Below are 21,091 nucleotides of genomic sequence, written 5' to 3' on the forward strand. Positions count from 1 at the left end.
TCATCACCCGCCGCCGAGCACGAGCCACAGCAGCACCGCGTTGAGCGCGATGAGGAAGACGGATGCCGCGACCCCCGCCGCCGTCGTCGTCCACCGGTTGCGGTGCGTGCCGAGCAGGTCGCGGCGCGCGGTGAGGGCGACGAGCGGGATGAGCGCGAACGGGATGCCGAACGACAGCACCACCTGGCTCAGCACGAGGGCGAGCGTGGGGTCGATGCCGAGTCCGAGGATCACGAGCGCCGGGATGAGGGTGATCAGCCGGCGGGCGAGCAGCGGCACGCGCACGCGCAGTAGGCCGTGCATGATCTCGGCGCCGGCGTAGGCCCCGACGGCGGTGCTGGCCAGGCCGCTCGCGAGCAGGCCCACGGCGAACAGAGTGGCCACGAGCGGCCCGATGCCCTGTGCGAGGGCCGCATACGCGCCTTCGAGCGAGTCGGTGCCGGGCACTCCGGCGAGGTTGGCGGCGGCCAGCAGCAGGATGCACAGGTTCACGGTGCCGGCGATCAGCATCGCGATGCTCACGTCCCAGCGCGTGGCCCGCAGGAGACGGGCGATCGGGATGCCGGGGGCCGAGGCATCCGCCGGCCGGAATCTGTCGCGCGCCAGCGACGAGTGCGCGTAGATCGCGTGCGGCATGATCGTCGCGCCGAGGATCGAGGCGGCCAGCAGCACCGAGTCAGCGCCGTCGAAGCGCGGGACGAGCCCGCCGGCGACGGCCGCCGGGTCGGGCGGTCCGAGGAACACGCCGAACGTGAAGCCGAGCGCGATGACCGCGATCAGACCGATCACCACGAACTCGAACGTGCGCGCGCCGCGCCGCGACTGGACGATGAGCAGCGCGGTCGAGACGACCCCGGTGATCAGTCCGCCCAACAGCAGGGGGATGCCGAACAGCAGCTGCAGCGCGACGGCGCCGCCGATCACCTCGGCGATGTCGGTGGCCATCGCGACGAGCTCCGCCTGCAGCCAGTACGCCCGTCGCGCCCACGGGTTGCGGATGCGGTCGCCGAGGTTCTCGGGCAGGCTGCGGCCGGTGACGATGCCGAGCTTGGCCGAGAGGTACTGGATGAGCCAAGCCATGACGTTGCCGAGCACGACGACCCACACGAGCAGGTAGCCGAACCGCGCGCCGGCGGTCATGTTGCTGGCGACGTTGCCGGGATCGAGGTAGGCCACGCCCGCGACGAGGGCGGGTCCGAGCAGCCACGCGACCCGCTGCGCGGAGGGTGCGCGCGGCGTTGGGCGCGGTACCTCGACCGTTTTCGGCATACCGAAAACGTAGACCACTTTTCGGTCGACCGAAAGGTGCGCCGGGCCGACTCGCGACCCCCGGAGCGGATTCGTGGTGCGGCCCTGGCCGCCATGGCCGCGCAACTAGCCTGGGACGGTGAACGACGAGCGCGGCGACGAGCCCGAGGAGCCGCGACTGCCGCACGGGGTGGGTCCCTGGCCCGACGGGGCTCCCGAGGGATCGCCGGTCGAACCGCCTACCGACCCGCGCTTCGACCCCGACCTGCTCGCGCACGGCGACACCCGCAACGTGATCGACCGCTACCGCTACTGGACGATGGCGGCGATCGTCGCGGACCTCGATGACCGCCGGCATCCGTTCCACGTCGCGATCGAGAACTGGCAGCACGACCTCAACATCGGCTCGATCGTGCGCAGCGCCAACGCGTTCCTCGCCGACACCGTGCACATCATCGGCCGGCGTCGGTGGAACCGCCGCGGCGCCATGGTGACCGACCGCTACCAGCACGTGGTGCACCACGACGACGTCGCGGCGTTCACCGCATGGGCGGCAGGGGAAGGTCTACCCGTGGTGGCGGTCGACAACGTCGACGGCTCGGTGCCGGTCGACCGCGCCGAGCTCCCCGAACGGTGCGTGCTGCTGTTCGGGCAGGAGGGGCCGGGGCTGTCGCCCGAGGCGCTGGGCGCGGCATCCGTCGTCGTCGAGATCACCCAGTACGGCTCCACGCGCTCGATCAACGCCGGAGCGGCGGCCGCCGTCGTGATGCACGAATGGTGCCGCCGGTGGGCCGCGCCGGCGTAGAGCGGATGCTGCTCCTCGTCGTCGCGCGCGTGGGCGAGTTCTCGCGACCCGTCGTCGACGGTTCGGGCCGCGGAGACCTTCTCCCCCGCGCGTTGAACCTCTCGCTCACCCGATAGCCGGGTCGGCCGCGCTCTGGCGCGGCGTCACCTGCTCTGTCGCCGATGCGCGCGTGGGGAGATTCGCCCGGGCCGAACGGCCGCCCCGGCCGCTGTCGGGTGGGCGGGGGGTGTCTCCCGGGCTGGTGGCGGGGCCGCCGCCGTCGGGTGAGCGGGCGTGTCTCCGGCTGCCGCCGTGGCCGCCGGGGTCGGGTGAGTGGGAGTGTCTCCGGCTGCCGCCGTGGCCGCCGGGGTCGGGTGAGTGGGAGTGTCTCCCCGGCTGCCGCCGTGGCCACCGCTGGTGGGCGGGGGTGTCTCCCAGGCTGGTGGCGGGGCCGCCGCTCGGGTGAGCGGGCGTGTCTCCCGGGCGGGCGGCAGGGTCCTCCATGTTGCGTGAGCGGGAGGTTCAATGGTCCCGAAGGGGTGCACGAGCGGGCGACTCGACCACGCTCATCGAGCCGTCGGACCGTGTGAGCCGGAAGTTCATCACGCGGGGGAGAATGTCTCGGCGGCGCGCTTCCCGCGTGGGCTCACCACCCTCGCGGTCCCGTCGCCCGCGCGGTCCCGTCGCCCGCGCGGTCCCGCCGCCCCGCGGGCTCACCACCCCCGCGGTCAGTCCTGCGGTGCGATGTGCGGTGTGATCTCGTACACGAAGACCGCGGGCACGGTGGTGCGCAGGGTCAACGTGTGCCCGCTGCCGCCGGAGAACCCGATGCTGCCCAGGTCGCCGCGCAGCGCCGTGCCGCCGGGGGCGGCGCACTGCAGCGGCTGCAACTCGTTGGTCTCCACCGGAGCCGGAATCAGCGTCATGGCCGATCCGTCGGCCGACTGGCACACGATCGTCAGCTGCCACTGCCCGTCGGGCTGGGTGAGATCGACGACCGCGTCGGTGCCGGGAGCGACCTCGCCGCTCGCGCGCCGCACAGCGGTCGCGCCCCCCGGCTTGTCCGTCGGCATCGCCGCCGTGGCCCATTCGTCGAGGGCCGCTCCTGACGGGAGGGCGCTCGCATCCGCGCTCTTGCTCGGCCCGGGACTGAGCGGAAGGCCGTCATCGACCGGCGCCGGTCCCTGATCGGTGCATCCGGCCAGCACGGCGATCGCGAGGGCGACGGATGCCGCGGCCCCGGCCGTGCGCGCCAGTGAGAGCATGCCTCCACGATAGGCGGGCATCCTGCGAACCACCGGCGCACCCGCCGCCCTCATCGCACGCGTCAGACCGCGATCGTCATCCACGTCGACCCGCGCACCCGCCAGCCGAGCGTGGCGAGGCGGGCGAGCATGTACACCCCGAAGAAGGCCACCGCCACCCACGCCAGGCCCGCCGCCCCCGCCGGCTGCAGCAGCGCCACTAGCACGAGCGCCGGCACGAACGGGACGAGGTTGAGCACTCCCGCGACGGCCAGGTATCGCGCGTCGCCGGCGCCGATCAGCACCCCGTCGAGCACGAACACCACGCTGCAGACCGGCTGCGCCACGGCGAGCACGATCAGCGCGGGCTGGATCAGGGCCGCGATCGCCGCGTCGCCGGTGAACAGCAGCCCGATCACGCCCGACAGCACGCCCACGACCACCCCGACGAGAACGCCGAACCACAGTCCCCACGCGAGCGTGCGCCCGAGCACACGCCGCACCTCGCCACGATCGCCCGCACCGAGCGACTTGCCCACGAGCGCCTGTGCCGCGATCGCCAGCGCGTCGAGCACGAATGCCGTGGTCGAGAAGATCGTGAACGCCACCTGCCACCCGGCGAGCTCGTCGGTGCCGAGCACGCTCGCGACGGCCACGGTGGCCAGCAGCGCCGCGCGCAGCGACACCGTGCGCAGGAACATCCACCCGCCCGACCGTGCCGAACCGCGGATCCCCTCGCGCTGCGGACGGACGGATGCCTCGTGGGTGCGCGCCAGTCGCCCCACCACGACCACGTAGGCGGCGACCATTCCCCACTGCGCGATCACGGTGCCCAGGGCCGACCCGGCGATGCCCCATCCGAGGCCGTAGATCAGCATCCAGTTCAGCAGTGCGTTGGCCGCGAACCCGAGGCCGGCCACCCACAGCGGGGTCACGGTGTCCTGCATGCCGCGCAGCAGCCCGGTCGCGGCGAACACCACGAGCATCGCCGGCAGCCCCCACATCGAGATGCCGAGATAGGTGGCGGCCGCGGCGGAGACCTCGCGGTCGGCTCCGAACAGCGACACCAGCCACGGCGTGGACAGGGAGCCGATCAGCGCGAGCACCGCGCCGAAGCCGACCGCCAGCCACATGCCGTCGATCCCCACCGACACCGCGCGCCCCGGTTCGCCGGCCCCGAACCGACGTGCCACAGCAGGCGTCGTCGAATAGGCCAGGAACACCATCAAGCCGACGATCGTCTGCAGCACGGCGCTCGCGATGCCCAATCCCGCCAGGGGCGTCACGCCCAGGTGCCCGACGAGCGCCGAATCGACGATCAGGAACAGCGGCTCCGCCACGAGGGCCCCGAGCGCCGGAACGGCGAGGCGCAGGATGCCTCGGTTCAGCGTGTCGCGGGGGCTCACCGTTCGAGCCTAGGAGGGCGCGAGCGGCCGCGGCGCCCCGTCAGGAGAAGTCGATCTCGGAGGCATCCGTCACGGCCGCCGTGCGCCCGGGGGCGCGCTGGAAGCTCCAGTACAGGTTGGTGTGGCTGGCGACCGCCTCGGGCGGCGGCGCCCCCCACGCGGTCTTGTCGCCGCTGGTGTGCGCGTCGCCCACGAGCACGGTGTCGTAGCCGCGGGTGAACGCGCCGTGGATCGTCGAGCGGATGCACGCGTCGCTCTCGGCCCCGGCCACCACCAGGCGCCCCACGTGAAGGCCCGCCAGCACCCCCTCGAGGTCGGTGCCCTCGAACGAGTCGCCGTAGAGCTTGTGGATGTGCGCCTCGCCGTCGGCCGGGGCGAGCTCGGGCACGAGCTGCCACCCCTCACCCCCGAGTTCGAGCCCCTCGTCGGAGTGCTGCACCCACACCACGGGGACGTCGGCGGAGCGCGCCCGGTCGACGAGTCCGGCGATGCGGGTGACCACGGCGTCGCGGTTCCACGCGCCGTTCACCACGTCGTTCTGCACGTCGACCACCAGCAGTGCGGTCTGGTCCCTGCCTTCGAGTGTCGTCATGCCCGCACGCTACTCCGTGGCCCCGACACCCGGAACCGGGTGGTGCTCACCATCGCGGCGCATATCCTTGACCCCATGACCGTCTCCCCCGAATCGGGTCTCGAACTCGACGAACTCAGCGCTGAGATCCGCCCCCAGGACGACCTCTTCCGTCACGTCAACGGCCAGTGGCTGGAGCGCACCGAGATCCCCGACGACAAGGCGCGGTGGGGCTCGTTCCACCTCATCGCCGAGCAGTCCGAGAAGGACGTCCGCGCGATCATCGAGGAGTCCCAGGCCGCCGAGGAGGGGACCGAGACCCGCAAGATCGGCGACCTCTACTCGAGCTTCACCGACACCGAGGCGATCGAGGCCGCCGGTGCCGCGCCGCTGCAGGCGGGCCTCGCCGCCGCCGACGAGATCGCCGACATCCCCGGGTTCCTGCGCACCGTGGGCGCCCTGGAGCGCGACGGGGTCGGAGGCATCCTGGACCTCTACGTCGAACCCGATCCCGGCGACCCGACCCGCTACGTGCCGTTCCTCATCCAGGGCGGACTGTCGCTGCCCGACGAGAGCTACTACCGCCTCGAGAACTTCGCCGAGACCCGCACCGCGTACCGCGGGCACATCGAGCGCATCCTGACGCTGGCCGGAGTGGCGGATGCCGCGTCCCAGGCCGACCGCATCGTCGCGCTCGAGACCGAGCTGGCCACCCACCACTGGGACAATGTGCGCAGCCGCGACGCCGTCGCCACCTACAACCTGAAGACGTGGGACGAGGTCGTCGAGCTCATCGGCGTCGACCTGCAGCCCTGGCTGGACGGCATCGGCGACGGGCACCCCGACGCGTTCGCCGAGGTCGTCGTCTACCAGCCGAGCTTCCTCGAAGGGCTCGGCGGGCTGCTGATCGAGGAGCGCCTGGAGGACTGGAAGGCGTGGCTGCGCTTCAAGGTCGTGCACTCGGCCGCCGCGTTCCTCTCCGACGAGTTCGTCGCCGAGAACTTCTCGTTCTACGGCACCCAGCTCACCGGCGTGCCGGTCAACCGCGAGCGGTGGAAGCGGGGCGTCAGCCTCGTCGAGGCCGCGATGGGCGAGGCCGTCGGCAAGGTCTACGTCGAGCGGCACTTCCCGCCTGCGGCCAAGGAGGCCATGGACGAGCTGGTCGCGAACCTCATCGAGGCGTACCGGCGCAGCATCCGGGACCTGGAATGGATGACCCCCGAGACGCGGGAGCGCGCGCTCGCGAAGCTCGACGCCTTCACGCCCAAGATCGGCTACCCGGTGCGCTGGAAGGACTACTCCGCGCTCGAGGTCGACCCCGCGGATCTCGTCGGCAACGTGCGGCGCGCCCACATCTGGGAGCACGACCGCCAGCTGGGCAAGGTCGGTCAGCCGATCGACCGCGACGAATGGTTCATGACCCCGCAGACGGTCAACGCCTACTACAACCCGCTGATGAACGAGATCGTGTTCCCGGCGGCGATCCTGCAGTACCCGTTCTTCGACGCCGCCCGGGATGCCGCGGCCAACTACGGCGGCATCGGCGCGGTGATCGGCCACGAGATCGGTCACGGCTTCGACGACCAGGGCAGCCGGTTCGACGGCGACGGGTCGCTGCGCGACTGGTGGACCGACGAGGACCGCGCCGCGTTCGAGGAGCGCACGAAGGTGCTCATCGCCCAGTACGACGCGCTCGTGCCGAAGGGGCTGAGCGAGGAGAACACCGTCAACGGAGCGCTCACGATCGGCGAGAACATCGGCGACCTGGGCGGTCTCGGCATCGCTCTGCGCGCCTATGCGCTCTCGCTCGCCGACGGCGAGGCCCCCGTGGTCGACGGATACTCCGGCGTGCAGCGCCTGCTGCTGTCGTGGGGCCAGATCTGGCAGCAGAAGGGGCGGGATGCCGAGACGATCCGCCTGCTGACGATCGACCCGCACTCGCCCAACGAGTTCCGCTGCAACCAGATCGTCCGCAACGTCGACGCGTTCTACGACGCGTTCGGTGTGACGGAATCCGACGAGCTCTGGCTCCCGGAGGACCAGCGCGTCACCATCTGGTGACGCGAACGGGCCACGGCGCTCACCGCGGATCCATATCCGCGGCATCCACAATCGAAGACGCGACACCCACAACCGAACACGCTCCATCCGCTGTGCGGGCCGCTCCTGGGGAGCGGTGCCCACTCCACCTCTCATCGGAAGGAACCCGCTCGTGGGCATGCCCTCGGAGCCCAAACGGGACACGGAATCGACGCCGCAACGGGGATCGCGGCGTGGCAACAGGCGACTGCCGCGGCGGGCGGCCGCCGGGCGCCGATCGTTCACCTCGACGCTCAAGGCGCTGGACGCCCTCGCCACCTCCGGCGCCAAGGTGTCGGTGCGCATCAACGACCTCGACCGCGGCACGTCCGTGCTGGCCGGTGACGACTTCGTCACCCTGCCGGTCGCGGGCCTGGGCGCCGTCCCGCTGCTGATCGAGGTCGCCGCCGGTTTCGAGTCCGGCGCGCTCGACCCGCTCGAGATCGTCGAACGCGGGTCGGTCGACGCGGTCACCGTGGCCGGCGTGTGGCAGCACCTGAAGGCGCCGGCGCTGCCCCTGTCGGATCTCGCGGTGCTCACGGCCTCCACCGGTGACGCCCTCGCCGCGAACATCCTGCTGCAGCGGGTGGGGCTGCCCGCCGTGCGCGAGCGCATCGAGGGACTCGGGATGCGGCGCTCGGCGCTGTTGGACCGCTACCGCGACACGCGCGGACCCGACGACGCCCCGCACGTGGCGCTCGGATCGGCGCGAGAGCTCGCCGAGCTGTTCGCGGCCCTGGTCAACTCGCAGGCCGTCTCGCCCGGCGTGAGCGCGCAGGTGTCGGAGTGGCTGAGCCTCAACCACGACCTGTCGCTCGTGGCGTCGGCGACCGGCCTGGACCCGTTCGCGCACGAGAACGACGAGCACGGGCTCCTGTTCATCAACAAGACGGGCCGGGATGCCGGGGTGCGCGTGGAGGCCGGAGTGCTCGCCGGTCCTCGGGCGGGCGTGGCCTACGCGCTGATCGTCTGCTTCGACGACCTGTCGATCGCGCACCGGCTGCGCGCGCACGACGCCTTCCGCGTGCTGGGCACCGACCTCATGGAGTACGTGTTCTGACGTGTGCGTAAAGGGCACATGCGTCCCGATCAATGTCACTGAAGACCCATTAGAGTGACATTGTGGACATCTCAATGTTCAAAACTCATGCCCCGGGGTCACTGGTCCCGATCTTCGGCAACGATCCCCAGCTCGGCGAATGGGAGCACAGAGCCTTCGTGCCTGCTCCACTCGAGCACACGATGCCGGCGCTATCGCCGCCCACCTTCATGGCGATTGCGGACGCGCGCGCCGCGCTGGCAGCTCTGGACAGCACCGCGCGTCAGCTACCGAATCCGACCCTTCTCCGCACGCCCACGCTGAGGCGCGAAGCGCAGAGCACGTCTGCATTGGAGGGCACGTACGCTCCGCTCGCCGACGTGCTTACAGCCGATGAGGACGACCCCGCCACCGCCGAGATGGTCGAAGTGCTCAACTATGTACGTATGGCGAATCTCGGCTTCGCGCGAATCGCGCGGGGCGAGTCGCTCACCGTTCCGCTGCTCAGCGAGCTGCAGGGCGTGCTCATGCAGGGAACTCCGTTGTACAACGTCTCCGGCCGGGTGCGGGATGGCCAGGTGGTCATCGGACGCCGATCGGATGCAGACCCCTTCGACTTCCCGATCAGGACGTCACGATTCGTCCCCGCACCGGAGGGATTCGTTCTCGAGACGGGCGTCCGCGACCTACTCGACTGGATGGCGCGCGACCACGCGTCGGCGATCGACCCCGTGGTCGCGTCCGCGATGGCGCATTACCAGTTCGAGACGTTGCACCCTTACCGTGACGGCAACGGACGGCTTGGACGCCTCCTCATCGTGCTACACCTCCAGGCTGCGGCGGTGCTCAGCGAGCCGACGCTGACCGTCTCACCGTGGTTCGAGGCCAGACGCTCCGAGTATTACGACCGGTTGCTCGCCGTCAGCACTGATGCGGATTGGGACGGGTTCGTTCGGTTCTTCGCACGTGGCCTGCAGAGCGCGGCCGATCGCACGCGCGAGCAGATGATCACGCTCGTGGGTGTGCAAGCCGAGCTTCGAGAGCGAGTCCGGGAGTCGAATCTCCGGGCCGACAGCGCGCACGCGCTCGTCGACCTCGCCGTCGCGAACCCGTCGTTCACCGTTCGTCGGGTGGAGGCCGAACTCGGGCTCTCCTACGGGCGCGCCAACCGTCTCGTCGGTCAACTCGTCGACCTCGGAATCCTCCGAGCGGTCGATCCCGAGGCGTACAGTCGTCGCTTCTACGCCCCTCGCGTTCTCGAGGTGCTCGTTCGCAGTCAGGCGTGACGCGGACTAGAACACGATCGTGTGGTTGCCGTGGCGGATCACACGATCCTGCGCGTGCCACAGCACGGCGCGGGCGAGCACCGCGCGCTCGACGTCGGCCCCCCGGCGCTGCAGGTCGACGGCGGACTCGGCGTGGGTGACCCGCACGACGTCCTGCTCGATGATCGGGCCCTCGTCGAGGTCGTCGGTCACGTAGTGCGAGGTCGCGCCGATGAGCTTGACGCCGCGTTCCTTCGCCTTGCGGTAGGGCGCAGCGCCCACGAAGGCGGGCAGGAAGGAGTGGTGGATGTTGATCACCGGCACGTCCAGCTGCGCGAGGAAGTCCGACGACAGGATCTGCATGTAGCGCGCCAGGACCACGAAGTCGACGTTGCCCTTCAGCAGCCGCACGATCTCGGCCTCTGCCGCCGCCTTGTCGGCGCTCTGCGAGGGCACGTGGAAGAACGGCACGCCGAAGGAGCGCACGTCGTCGGCGGTGTTGGTGTGGTTCGACACCACCATCGGGATCGACACGGGCAGCTCGCCGCGGCGGTGCCGCCACAGCAGCTCGAGCAGGCAGTGGTCGCTCGTCGAGGCGAGGATCGCCATCCGCTTGGGCACCGACTGGTCGGTGAGCGTCCACTCGAGATCGAGCGGCGTCAGCGTCGCGGCCAGGTCGGCCTCGATCGCCGGGATCGCTCCGGGGAGGTCGGCGCGGTGGAACACCACCCGCTGGAAGAACTCGCCGCCGTTCGCGTCGTCGGAGTACTGGTCGAGCGAGACGATGTTGCCGCGGTTGCGGGCGATGAGCGTCGTCACGGCGGCGACGATCCCGGGGCGGTCCGGACCGTGCACCACGAGACACGCGTGATCCTGCAGGGCGTCGGTGTGCACACTCATGGGTACAACTCTGTCAGGTCGGACGGATGCTGCGGCGCACCGCCCGCGCTCTATGCTGACGCCGTGGACAGCACCGACACCGCCGCGTCCGGGCGAGACGATCGCATCACCCTCCGCTTCATGACCACGCCGGGCGACACGTCCGGCGGCGGTCGGTCGGTCGCGGCCGGAAGCGTCATGGAGTGGATCGACAAGGCGGGCTACGCGTGCGCGGTCGGCTGGTCGGGCGCGTACTGCGTCACGGCGTACGTCGGCAACGTGCGGCACCGCCGCCCGATCCCGCCCGGCAGCCTGATCGAGGTGCAGGCCCGCCTCGTGCACACCGGCACCACGAGCATGCACGTCGTGGTCACCGTCTCGTCGGCGGAGGTGAGCACCCGCACCTACACGCCCGCGACGACGTGCATCCTCGTGTTCGTGGCGAAGGACGAAGGCGGCCGCCCGAGCCGTGTGCCGGCGTGGACGCCGCGCACTCGCTCCGACCGCGTGCTCGCCGAGGGTGCACTGCAGCGCATCCCGGCGCGCACGGAGATCAAGCGGCTCATGCTCGTGGAGGAGTACACGGATGCGACGGACGCACCGCGCAGCATCCTGCGCTTCCTCGTGCCGCCCGGTGTCGTGAACTGGGGCGGCAAGGCGCACGGCGGCACCGTCATGCGGTGGATCGACGAGAGCGCGTACGCGTGCGCCGTGGGCTGGATGGGGGTTGCCCCGCTCGCCGACCACGCGGTGGCGGTGTACTCCGGCGGCATCCACTTCTTCGCCCCCGTGCGCATCGGCGATCTCGTGGAGATCGACTCGCGGCTGCTGCACACCAGCGCGCACAGCATGCACATCAGCACGCGCGTGCTCACCGCCGACCCGCGCACGCCGGACCGCAAGAGCCTCACGACCCTGTGCATGAGCGTGTTCGTCGTGCCGGGCGAGGGTGGCGTCGCGCTCCCGGTGCGGGCGTGGACACCGGAGCGCGACGAGGACCTGCGACTGCACGACCACACGCTCGAGATCATCCGGCTGCGCGAGGGCATCACGCCGATCGCGGCCTCGCTCGCCCTCGAGCCCTGACCGACGCGGGGCTACAGCCGCGGCGTGCGGGGCGGCTCGGTGCGGCGCGCGCCGGTCGCCTCGAAGGCCGCCGCCAGGCGCAGCAACGCCGTGTCGTCGTAGGCGCGACCGGCGAAGGTGAGACCCACCGGCATCCCGATGTCGATCATCGTGCCCATCGGCACGGTGACCGTGGGGATGCCCAGGTGCCGCGGCACGAGGTTGCCGTTGGCGACCCACACACCGTTGCGCCAGCCGAGGTCGGCGGACGCCTCGTCCACGTCCATGTCTGCCGGCCCGACGTCGGCGACGGCGGGGAAGACCACCGCGTCGAGGCCGAGGGCGTCCATCCACTCCTCCAGGTCGACGCGGCGCGTCTCCTCGAGGCCGCGCACGCCGCCCTCCATCTCGGGGATGTCGGCGATCGACGCGTACGGGTGCTCCCGCACGTGCGCCGGATAGTGCGGGATGTCGTCGTCGAACCCGTCGTAGCGGTCGGGGAGGGCGCCCCCGGGCTGAGGGAAGATGCGGGTGCCGTCGACGCCGGCCAGCGTGGGCAGGGCGGGGTCGCCGTTCGCGGCGAGGAAGTCGTCCCACCCCCAGGCCGAGAGGTCGACGATCTCGCGCTGCAGGAACTCCGGCGTCACGAGCCCGCGGGTCGCGATCGTGGGGGCGCCGGGGCGGTCGCCCTCGTAGTTCGACACGACGGGGAAGTCGACCTCGACCACCTCGGCGCCGGCCGCCTCGAGATCGGCGCGCGCGGCATCCCACAGGTCGATCACCGACGGGCGGGTCTCGATGCGGCGGCCGGTCGCGCCGCCGATGCCGACGCCGTCGGGGGCGTCGTCGGCGTTGATGTACATCCGCGGGACGCCGAAGCGGCGACCCGCGAGCGGTGCCGGCTCCAGGGCGACGTACGAGGGCGGACGGACGACGGATGCCGCGGGCACGGCCACCCACGGCTGCGACCGCCAGAAGTCCCCGCGCGTCTCGGGGTCGTCGGCGACGATCACGTCGAGCACCTCGAGCAGGTCGGCCATCGTCCGGGCGTGCGGCACGACGACGTCCATCGTGGGGACGAGCGGCCAGTTGCCGCGCACCGAGATCACCCCCCGCGAGGGGGTGTAGGCGCACAGCGCGTTGTTCGAGGCCGGTCCGCGACCGCTCGACCAGGTCTCCTCGCCGAGGCCGAACGCCGCGAAGCTCGCCGCCGTGGCGGTGCCGGAGCCGTTCGACGACCCCGAGCCGAACGGCGCCGTCAGGAAGTCGGCGTTGTAGGGGCTCTCGGCGCGGCCGTAGACGCCCCGCTGCATTCCGCCGTTGGCCATCGGCGGCATGTTCGTGAGGCCCAGGAGCACGGCGCCGCCGGCGCGGAGGCGCTCGATCGTGAACGCGTCGCGCTGCGCGACGAGCCCGGCGAAGGCCGGGGAGCCCGCCGCCGCGGTGAGCCCGCGGGCGAGGTAGCTGTCCTTCGCGGTGTACGGGATGCCGTCGAGCGGACCGAGGGTCGCGCCGGACGCCCGCCGCTCATCCGAGGCTCGCGCATCGTCGAGCGCATCGGGGTTCGGCACGACGAGCGCGTTGAGCGCGGTCTCGGTGTCGGGCGCGTCGTACGCGGCGATGCGCGCGAGGTAGGCCTCCACGAGCCCGACGCTCGTGACGCGGCCGTCGTCGAGCGCCGCGCGAAGCTCGGCGATGGACGCCTCCACGACGTCGAACCCGCTCATCAGGCCACCGCCGGCTGCTGCTGCGTGATGCAGTGGATGCCGCCGCCGCGCGCGAGGATCGGCCGCGCGTCGACCGTGACGACCCGGCGTCCGGGGTAGACGTCGGCGAGGATCTCGCGTGCCCGCGCGTCGGCCCGCTCGTCACCGTAGCCGCATGCGATCACGCCGTCGTTGACGACGAGGTGGTTGACGTAGTTCCAGTCCACGAACCCCTCGTCGTCGCGCAGCGTCGAGGGCGCAGGGATGTCGACGATCCGCCACGCCCGGCCCGCGGCATCCGTCGTCCCCGCGACGAACTCGCGGAGGCCCCGCATGACGAGATGATCGGGATGCTCGGGGTTCGGCTGCTCGTGCAGCAGGAGGGTTCCGGGCGAGGGGATGGTGGCGAACATGTCGACGTGGCCGCGCGTGCCGAGGTCCTCGTAGTCGCGGGTGAGGCCCCGGGGGAACCAGATGACGGTCGACGCGCCGATCGTGCGGGCGAGCTCCGCCTCGACGCGCGCCCTGTCGGCGTAGGGGTTGCGGCCCGGATCGAGCTGGACGGTCTCGGTGACGAGCACGGTGCCCTCGCCGTCGACGTGGATCGCGCCGCCCTCGTTGACGAGCACCGAGGAGACGAGCTCCGCCCCGGCCGCGGCGGCGGTGAAACGCCCGATCTCCCGGTCGTTCTCCCACGTCGACCACTCCGGCGCACCCCAGCCGTTGAAGATCCAGTCCACGCCGCCGAGCACGCCGGGCCGTTCGTCGTCGACGACGAACGTGGCTCCCATGTCGCGCATCCAGTAGTCGTCCAGCGGCGCCTCGACGCGCTCGATCTCGGCGGAGAGCATGCGTGCGGCGCGCTCGCGCTCGACCGGATCGACGACCATCGTGACCGGCTCGAACTCGGCCACGGCGTGCGCGACGGCGGTCCATGCGGCGTACGCCTCTTCGGCGGACGCGTCGTCGTCGCCGAGCGTGAGCCCCGGCCTCGGGAACGCCATCCAGGTGCGGTCGTGTCGGGCGGTCTCTGCGGGCATGCGCCAGCTCATGCGAACACCTCCGGGGTGCGATCGAGGGATGCCGCGGCATCCGGCTGTCCGTGCCCCGGTCGTTGCGCGGGGTCGCGGTACGGGTGCGTCGTGAGCCACAGGGTCGCGTACAGGCCGGCGGCGAGCAGCGGTCCGACGATGGCGGAGAGGTCGGCCCCGCCGAGAGCGGTGGCGACCGGGCCGACGAAGAGCGTGGTGTTGGCCATGAGCACGGCGGTGGTCGTCGCGACGAGCATCGCGATCACGCCCGGCCAGAAGACGCCGCCGGAGTACCAGAACGGACTGCCGCGGCGCTCGTCGGTGAGCGCGCGGCCGTCGTAGCGGTTGCGTCGCAGCACGATGTCGACGGCGTAGACCGATACGAGGGGGCCGAGCACGGTGACGGCCAGTTCGAGCGACGAGTTCAGCGTGTCGAGGAAGCTGGGCGCGACGAACAGCAGCCACGCGGCGGCGGCGGTCGCGACGACGCCGGTGATCACCACGGTCGCGACGCGCGAGACGCGGATGCCGAGTCCCTGCGCGTACAGCCCGGTCGAATAGGCGACCAGCACGTTGTTGGTGACGCTCGACAGCACGATCATGCCGAGGAACAGCGGTGTGAACCACGGCGGCACGATCTCGGAGATCGTCAGCTGCGGGTCGGTCATGTCGATCGCGGTGCCCGCCATGACACCCAGTGTGCCGATGACGATCGCGGGGAGGAAGCCTCCGAGCGCGGTCCACACGGCGACCCGCGTCTTGGAGACGTCGGCCGGCAGATAGCGGGCGTAGTCGGCGCCGGTGCCCCATGACAGCGGCGTGGACGCGACGACGGCGATGCCGAGCAGGATCATCGCCGTGTGCTCGGTGGGGTCCAGCGCGGCGGGCGCGTAGGAGAGGTCGGCGGCGCCGAACACGAAGAACGCGAGCATGACGAACACCACCGCCAGAGCAGCGGAGAAATACGGAGCGAGCGTGAGGATCGTGGCGTGGCCGAAGATGCTGATCGTGTAGCTCAGCGCGCCGACGACCAGCAGCACGACCCATTCCGCTCCGGCGGGGAGGGTCACGCCGAACCACCCGATGAGGGCGAGGGCGGCGAGGGTCGCGAAGGCGATGTTGATGATCTCGTAGAAGATGCCGATGGCGACCCCGAGCCCGGCGCCGAACACGCGGCTCCCGCGGATGCCGAACATCGCGCGCATGATGGCGACGCTGGGCGTGCCCGACACGGGCCCGCTGATCGCGAGCCAGCCCACGGCGGCCCACCACAGGTTGCCGACGACGGTGATCGCCAGCGCCTCCCACAGCGAGAGGCCCAGGAGCATCAGCACTCCGCCGATCACGAAGTAGAGGTAGACGACGTTCGCCGACATCCACACCCAGAAGAGCTCGCGCGGGTGCCCGTGCCGCTCGGACTCGGGCACGAAGTCGGCGCCGTGCTGCTCGATATGACCGGCACGATCGATGGCGGATGTCACGATGGCTTCGTCGCGCATGGGACCCTCTCGACAGCTTTCAGGGGGAGCGGATACTGTTGATCATGCGATCAACAAGTTGTGCCGACGCTACCCACACCGAGGTGACCATGTCAACACCCGTCCGCAAGAAGGCGGCGCGCAAGAGCCCCGGCGAGCGCTCGGCCGAGATCGCCGCCGCGGCCCGTGATCTCGCGCGCGAGGAAGGGCTGACCGCCGTCACGCTCCGCGCCGTCGCCGCGCGGGTGGGCGTCGCGCCCGGCCTCGTGGCGCACTACGAGCCCAACATGGACGCCCTGGTCGCGGCGACGTTCGGCGCGATCGTGGCCGCCGAGATCGACGAGGTCGCCGAGCTGCTCGCCGGCATCCCGACCTCCGCAGAGCGCATCGCCCGGCTCGTCGACACGCTGCTGGACGGCACGCGCGACGAGGTCACGGTCGTATGGGTGGAGGCGTGGGCGCTCGGTCGCCGCAACGACGCGCTGGCGGCCACCGTGCGCACTCAGATGGACGCGTGGCAAGCCGTCGTCGAGGGCGTCATCGAGCGCGGTGTCGCGGCGGGCGAGTTCGAGACGGAGGATGCCGCGGCAACCGCTTGGCAGCTGCTCGGCATGATCGACGGACTCAACGCACAGGCGCTCGTGCGCTGGAACGACACGGGCGCGCGCGGCTCGATGATCCACCGCGCCGTCGACGGGATGCTGCGTCCGCGGCGGTGAGCCAGGAGTGCTACCGCACCCCTCGCATCAGCGCGAGCACCGGCTTCACGGCCAGCAGCAGTGCGCCGCCGAGGGCGACGGCGATGAGGCCCAGGATCGTGAAGTACGGCACCTCGTTCGTGGGGTCGTAGAACTGCGCGAGCCACCCCGCGATGCTCGTGCCGAGCGCCACCGACAGGAAGTAGAGCGCGATCATCTGCGTGTGGAAGCTCTTCGGCGCGAGCTTGGTCGACACCGACAGCCCGACCGGCGAGATGAACAGCTCCGCGAGGGTGAACACGAGCAGGATGCCGACGATCGCCGCCAGCGGCGTGGAGTTGGCGGCGCCGTTCGCGAACGGCAGGAACAGCAGGAACGCGATGCCCATGACGATCGCACCGACGGCGAACTTGATCGGGGTCGAGGGCTGTCGGGAGCCCAGCTTCGTCCACACCGCGGCGAAGACGCCCGACAGGATGATCACGAAGATCGGGTTGATGGAGTTCACCCACGACACCGGCATCTCCCACCCGAAGATGCTGCGGTTCAGGCGCTCGTCGGAGTAGATCGTCAGCACCGTGAACTGCTGCTGGTACAGCGACCAGAATCCGACGTTCACGATGAACAGCGGGATGAACCCGAAGACCCGCGAACGGTCCGTCGCGTCCACCTTCCGCGAGGCGAGGATGACCGCGAAGTACGCGACCGCGGCCGCGAGCGTCACGAGGATCACGATCCCGGCCAGGTTGTCGGCGCGGATGACGCCCACCAGCACGAGCACGGCGAGCACGACGACGCCGGCCAGGGCGATCCCCACGAAGATCGGTCGGCGGCCGGCCGGGAGCGGATTCGGCACCACGCGGGCTTCGGACGGCAGCGCCTTGCGCCCGAACGAGTACTGCACGAGGCCGAGCGCCATCCCGACGGCCGCGGCCCCGAAACCCCAGTGGAAGCCGACCGACGACTGCAGGGCGCCGGTGACGATCGGACCGAAGAACGCGCCGAGGTTGATGCCGAGGTAGAACAGCGAGAAGCCGGCATCCCGTCGTACGTCCTCCGCCCCGTAGAGCGTGCCCACGACCGAGGTCGCGTTGGCCTTCAGGCCGCCGGAGCCGACGGCGACGAACACGAGACCGACGCCGAGCCCCAGCATCCCCGGCAGCAGCGCCAGCGCGACGTGCCCTGCCATGATCACGATCGCGCTGTAGAACAGCACGCGCTCCGAGCCGAGCAGGCGGTCGGCCACCCACGCGCCGAGGATCGTGGAGAGGTACACCGTGCCGCCGTAGGCACCGACGATGCCCGTCGCGACGGCCTGGTCGATGCCCAGACCGCCCTCGGCGACCGCGTAGTACATGTAGATCAGCAGGATGCCCTGCATGCCGTAGAAGCTGAACCGCTCCCACATCTCCACGCCGAACACGTGCGCGAGCGCGAACGGCTGGCCGAAGAAGCGGGTGTCGCGGTCTCCGTGGACCTCGGTGTCCGGGTGGTCTGCGCCTGCGCCGCTCATGGCGCCAGGCTATCGCTCGCGCCGCGGGACCCGGCGGATGCCCGGCGGTCGTGTGAACGGCCGGTGAAGATCGCCCGGGCGGGGTTCATCCGACGCCCTGCCCGGGCGAGGATGGCGAGTAGTCATGTCGCATCCCGCACCGAACCGCACCGCACCGTGAGCGCCGAATCGACCGCGGGTCAGCCGCTGGGACTGGCGCTGGATCGACGGGCGGACGAGTTCGGCGCCCTGCTGCTGCGGGCGCCGATGCGCGGCATCCCGCTGCGCGGACAGCGCTGGCTGCGCCGCCGCTACGACGAGATCGTCCCCTTGGTGCTGCCGGCCGCCCTGCGCGCCGTCGAACACGGCGAGCCCGTCGACCCGGCCAGCCTCGCGGCACTCCGCGCGGCGGCGGCCAGGTGCCGTGACGATGCGGATGCCTCGATGGCCGTGGTGCTGCGGGGCGCGGTCCCGGCGCTGCGGGTGTTCGGGCTGGTCATGCGCTCTGCGGCACGCGGCGACCTCGCGCAGTCGGTGACGGCGACGAGCCGGGCGGCGGTCGTGGCCCACGAGCTGGGCACCTGCTGGACCGAGGGGTGGATGGCGGCGCGGTCGGCGGCCGAATCCGAACTGGCGAGCGACGCCGTCACGGTGGCCGAGCTCGAGCTCGTGCCCGCCGATTCCGATCTCGACGACACCGACCAGCAGATTCTCGCACTGGCCGCGTCAGGGCTGTCGACCGACGCCATCGCCGAGGAGACCGCCTAGAGCCGCCAGGCCGTGGCGTGGCGCATCGGGCGGCTCATGAAGGCGTGGGACGCCCCGAACCGCACCGCCCTGGTGTCCCTCGCGTTCGTGAAGGGGTGGATCGGCGCCCGCCGCACGCGCCGGCGGAGAGCGTGAGACGCACGCGAAGCCGGCATGCGCGACGGGGCTCCCGACACCGCAGTGCCGGGAGCCCCGTCGCGACAGGCGACTCAGCCGCCGTTGACCGAGATGACGTTGCCATCTCGGGTGATGTTGCCGAAGACGCCCCAGTTGAGGTATCCGCCGTCTCCGTTGTTCACGACCCGGCCCGGACCGCTGAACCAGTAGATGACTTAGTTGCCGTCCTTGATGGCGATGGTCTGCGCGTCGGCGACCTCGCCCGAGACCTGGATGTCCTGGTCCTTGTTGACCACCGCGACCGTCAGACGGTCGGGGTTGCTCGCGCTGTAGTAGCCCACGTCGAGCGCGGCCTGAACGGCGCCCGCGCGGTCGGCCTGGTTGTTCACGGCGTCCTTGATCGCGCCGATGATCGCGATCGGGTCGAGGTCGACGCCGACGCCCACGTCCACAGCGTTGGTCGTGGGGGGAGCGGGCGCGGGCTCTGCGGCCTGAGCCGGACCCGCGACGAGCGCGCCGCCCAGGAGAGCGGCGCTCAGGGTGGTGCCGGCGATGAGCTTGGAGGTCTTCGACGTGAAGGAGTTCATGACGTTTCCCATCTGTTGCGTTTCGCTTCGTGCATCCGGTGGATCCGAACGAGAACCAGCCTGTCGGCGCAGCAGCGCATCGACCGCGATGTTGGACGATCGTCCAACATCCCGACGGGAGCCTTGCGGAGATCGGCTACCTCGGCAGTGAGGGGTGCTTCTCCTGCGGCGCGCGCCGCGTCGGGATGAACAGCGCGAACGCCAGCGCCACGATGGCGGCGATGAAGCCGAGCACGTACGAGATCGTGAATCCGGTGGCGGTGGGCACCGGAGCGCCCTGGAACGTCGTCGAGTACCCCGCGAGCACCGCCCCGACCACGGCCGCCGCGGTGCTGGTGCCCAGCGACCGGAACAGGGCGTTCAGGCCGTTCGAGGCCCCGGTCTCGGACTGCGGCACCGACCGCATGATGAGCATCGGCATGGCGGCGTAGCCGAAGCCGATGCCCACGCCGATGATGATGTTCGCCACGAGCAGCTGCCACACCTCCTGGTCGAACAGCAGCGTGAAGCCGTAGGCGACGATGAGGGCGATCGCGCCGAGCACGAGCAGCAGCTTGGGCCCGACGGTGCCGGCCAGCCGTCCTGAGAACGGGGAGAGCACCATCATCACCAGGCCCGACGGCATGACGATGAGGCTCGCGGCCACGAGCGAGAGGCCGAAGCCCACGCCCGTCTCGACCGGCAGCTCGAGCTGCTGCGGGTAGACGACGTTCGAGGCGAACAGCGAGAAGCCCATCGCGACCGAGGCGAGGTTGGTCAGCAGCACGGGCCGGCGCGCGGCGACGCGCAGGTCGAGGAGGGGCTCGCTCGCGCGCAGCTGATACCAGCCCCACAGGAGGAGGACCAGGATGCCTCCGATGCCGCACACGAGGGTCGGCACCGCCGCCCATCCCCACTCGTTGCCGCGCGAGACGGCCAGCAGGATGCCGATGAGACCCACGCTCAGGCCGGCGGCGCCGAGGTAGTCGAAGCGACCGGCGGTGCGCAGCACGCTCACCGGCACGATCCACAGCACGAGCGCGAAGACCACCACCCCCAGCCCGGCGGCGAGCCAGAACAGCACGTGCCAGTCGCTGTACTGGGTGACCAGCGCGCTGATCGGCAGGCCGACCGCGCCGCCCACGCCGAGCGTCGCGCTGATCAGCGCGATCGCCGAGTCGACCCGGTCCTCGTGCAGCACGTCGCGGAGGATCGAGATGCCCAACGGCACGACGCCGACGACCGCCCCTTGAAGGGTGCGGCCCACGATGATGCCGATGATGCCCGTCGACAGGGCCGCCACCACCGACCCGACCACCAGAACCGCCAGCAGCACCAGCACGATGCGGCGCTTGCCGTACATGTCGCCGAGCCGACCGGAGATGGGCGTCATGACGGCCGCGGCGAGCAGCGTCGCGGTCACGACCCATGCGGTGTCGGCGGGCGAGGAGTGCAGCAGCTCGGGCAGCCGCGACTGGATCGGCACGACGAGCGTGAACATGAACGAGGAGCACAGCCCCGCGATCGCGAGCACCGCGACGATCGCGCCCTGGTGCGGCATCCGGGTCAGTCGCCTGCGTTCGCCGTTCTCCCGGGTGCCCACTCGGTTCAGGCTATCGGCGTTCGGAGGGGTCGAGGCGCACAGGGGGAGATCG

General features: G+C 71.1%; 19 protein-coding genes. 8 read left to right on the forward strand and 11 right to left on the reverse strand.

The window, feature by feature from the left end:
- Positions 1–3: 3 nt before the first annotated feature.
- Positions 4–1,269 carry an Nramp family divalent metal transporter gene (locus ACSJDX_RS08055; RefSeq protein WP_438352175.1) on the reverse strand — a complete coding sequence of 422 codons (1,266 nt, stop codon included), beginning with the start codon at positions 1,267–1,269 and terminating at the stop codon, positions 4–6.
- 118 nt (positions 1,270–1,387) lie between these two features.
- On the opposite strand from ACSJDX_RS08055, the gene ACSJDX_RS08060 reads away from it, so the two are divergent.
- Positions 1,388–2,053 carry a TrmH family RNA methyltransferase gene (locus tag ACSJDX_RS08060; protein ID WP_438352176.1) on the forward strand — a complete coding sequence of 222 codons (666 nt, stop codon included), beginning with the start codon at positions 1,388–1,390 and terminating at the stop codon, positions 2,051–2,053.
- A gap of 707 nt (positions 2,054–2,760) precedes the next feature.
- Here ACSJDX_RS08060 and ACSJDX_RS08065 read toward each other — a convergent pair.
- From ACSJDX_RS08065 to ACSJDX_RS08075, 3 genes are all read right to left on the reverse strand, one after another.
- Positions 2,761–3,297, reverse strand: coding sequence for a hypothetical protein (locus ACSJDX_RS08065; RefSeq protein WP_438352177.1), 537 nt, complete (start codon positions 3,295–3,297; stop codon positions 2,761–2,763).
- Between the two features lie 62 nt (positions 3,298–3,359).
- Positions 3,360–4,682, reverse strand: a complete 1,323-nt coding sequence (locus ACSJDX_RS08070; RefSeq protein WP_438352178.1) for an MATE family efflux transporter — start codon at positions 4,680–4,682, stop codon at positions 3,360–3,362.
- A 40-nt stretch (positions 4,683–4,722) separates the two neighbouring features.
- Positions 4,723–5,274: an isochorismatase family protein gene (locus ACSJDX_RS08075; protein ID WP_438352179.1), complete on the reverse strand. Its 552-nt coding sequence runs from the start codon at positions 5,272–5,274 to the stop codon at positions 4,723–4,725.
- A gap of 75 nt (positions 5,275–5,349) precedes the next feature.
- On the opposite strand from ACSJDX_RS08075, the gene ACSJDX_RS08080 reads away from it, so the two are divergent.
- The 3 genes from ACSJDX_RS08080 to ACSJDX_RS08090 all read left to right on the forward strand — a co-directional run bounded on the left by ACSJDX_RS08080 (position 5,350) and on the right by ACSJDX_RS08090 (position 9,657).
- Positions 5,350–7,314 carry a M13 family metallopeptidase gene (locus tag ACSJDX_RS08080; protein WP_438352180.1) on the forward strand — a complete coding sequence of 655 codons (1,965 nt, stop codon included), beginning with the start codon at positions 5,350–5,352 and terminating at the stop codon, positions 7,312–7,314.
- Between the two features lie 157 nt (positions 7,315–7,471).
- Positions 7,472–8,392, forward strand: a complete 921-nt coding sequence (locus tag ACSJDX_RS08085; RefSeq protein WP_438354952.1) for a serine hydrolase — start codon at positions 7,472–7,474, stop codon at positions 8,390–8,392.
- Positions 8,393–8,454: 62 nt separating this feature from the next.
- Positions 8,455–9,657, forward strand: coding sequence for a Fic family protein (locus ACSJDX_RS08090; RefSeq protein WP_438352181.1), 1,203 nt, complete (start codon positions 8,455–8,457; stop codon positions 9,655–9,657).
- Between the two features lie 6 nt (positions 9,658–9,663).
- On the opposite strand, the gene purU is transcribed toward ACSJDX_RS08090, so the two are convergent.
- On the reverse strand, positions 9,664–10,536 hold the full coding sequence (gene purU / locus ACSJDX_RS08095; protein ID WP_438352182.1) for a formyltetrahydrofolate deformylase: 873 nt from the start codon (positions 10,534–10,536) through the stop codon (positions 9,664–9,666).
- Between the two features lie 63 nt (positions 10,537–10,599).
- On the opposite strand from purU, the gene ACSJDX_RS08100 reads away from it, so the two are divergent.
- Positions 10,600–11,601 (forward strand): acyl-CoA thioesterase, encoded by a 1,002-nt coding sequence (locus ACSJDX_RS08100; RefSeq protein WP_438352183.1) that lies wholly within the window; start codon positions 10,600–10,602, stop codon positions 11,599–11,601.
- 11 nt (positions 11,602–11,612) lie between these two features.
- Here the strand turns inward: ACSJDX_RS08100 and ACSJDX_RS08105 are convergent, their stop codons facing one another.
- Genes ACSJDX_RS08105 through ACSJDX_RS08115 form a run of 3 tightly spaced genes read right to left on the reverse strand, consistent with a single transcriptional unit; the run spans position 11,613 to position 15,816 of the window.
- Positions 11,613–13,307: an amidase gene (locus ACSJDX_RS08105; RefSeq protein ID WP_438352184.1), complete on the reverse strand. Its 1,695-nt coding sequence runs from the start codon at positions 13,305–13,307 to the stop codon at positions 11,613–11,615.
- Positions 13,307–14,338: an agmatine deiminase family protein gene (locus ACSJDX_RS08110; protein ID WP_438352185.1), complete on the reverse strand. Its 1,032-nt coding sequence runs from the start codon at positions 14,336–14,338 to the stop codon at positions 13,307–13,309. Before ACSJDX_RS08110 ends, ACSJDX_RS08105 begins: the two co-directional genes overlap by 1 nt.
- Positions 14,335–15,816 carry a purine-cytosine permease family protein gene (locus ACSJDX_RS08115; RefSeq protein ID WP_438352186.1) on the reverse strand — a complete coding sequence of 494 codons (1,482 nt, stop codon included), beginning with the start codon at positions 15,814–15,816 and terminating at the stop codon, positions 14,335–14,337. Before ACSJDX_RS08115 ends, ACSJDX_RS08110 begins: the two co-directional genes overlap by 4 nt.
- Before the next feature lie 89 nt (positions 15,817–15,905).
- Here ACSJDX_RS08115 and ACSJDX_RS08120 point away from each other — a divergent pair, with 89 nt between their 5' ends.
- Complete coding sequence (locus ACSJDX_RS08120) at positions 15,906–16,514, forward strand: TetR/AcrR family transcriptional regulator (protein WP_438352187.1); 609 nt, start codon at positions 15,906–15,908, stop codon at positions 16,512–16,514.
- A gap of 10 nt (positions 16,515–16,524) precedes the next feature.
- On the opposite strand, the gene ACSJDX_RS08125 is transcribed toward ACSJDX_RS08120, so the two are convergent.
- The gene (locus ACSJDX_RS08125) at positions 16,525–18,006 is read right to left on the reverse strand and encodes a peptide MFS transporter (RefSeq protein ID WP_438352188.1); all 1,482 of its coding nucleotides are present in this window, start codon (positions 18,004–18,006) and stop codon (positions 16,525–16,527) included.
- 156 nt (positions 18,007–18,162) lie between these two features.
- On the opposite strand from ACSJDX_RS08125, the gene ACSJDX_RS08130 reads away from it, so the two are divergent.
- Together ACSJDX_RS08130 and ACSJDX_RS08135 are read left to right on the forward strand one after the other, a co-directional pair.
- Positions 18,163–18,753, forward strand: a complete 591-nt coding sequence (locus ACSJDX_RS08130) for a hypothetical protein (protein ID WP_438352189.1) — start codon at positions 18,163–18,165, stop codon at positions 18,751–18,753.
- Positions 18,754–18,765: 12 nt separating this feature from the next.
- Entirely contained in the window at positions 18,766–18,888 is a 123-nt protein-coding gene (locus tag ACSJDX_RS08135) for a hypothetical protein (protein WP_438352190.1), read from the forward strand.
- Between the two features lie 197 nt (positions 18,889–19,085).
- On the opposite strand, the gene ACSJDX_RS08140 is transcribed toward ACSJDX_RS08135, so the two are convergent.
- Positions 19,086–19,457, reverse strand: a complete 372-nt coding sequence (locus ACSJDX_RS08140; RefSeq protein WP_438352191.1) for a hypothetical protein — start codon at positions 19,455–19,457, stop codon at positions 19,086–19,088.
- 136 nt (positions 19,458–19,593) lie between these two features.
- Positions 19,594–20,997: an MFS transporter gene (locus tag ACSJDX_RS08145; RefSeq protein WP_438354953.1), complete on the reverse strand. Its 1,404-nt coding sequence runs from the start codon at positions 20,995–20,997 to the stop codon at positions 19,594–19,596.
- Between the last annotated feature and the right edge of the window lie 94 nt (positions 20,998–21,091).

Origin of the sequence: Microbacterium fluminis, from assembly GCF_051549805.1 — a bacterium.
In the GTDB taxonomy this organism is placed as follows: Bacteria; Actinomycetota; Actinomycetes; order Actinomycetales; family Microbacteriaceae; genus Microbacterium.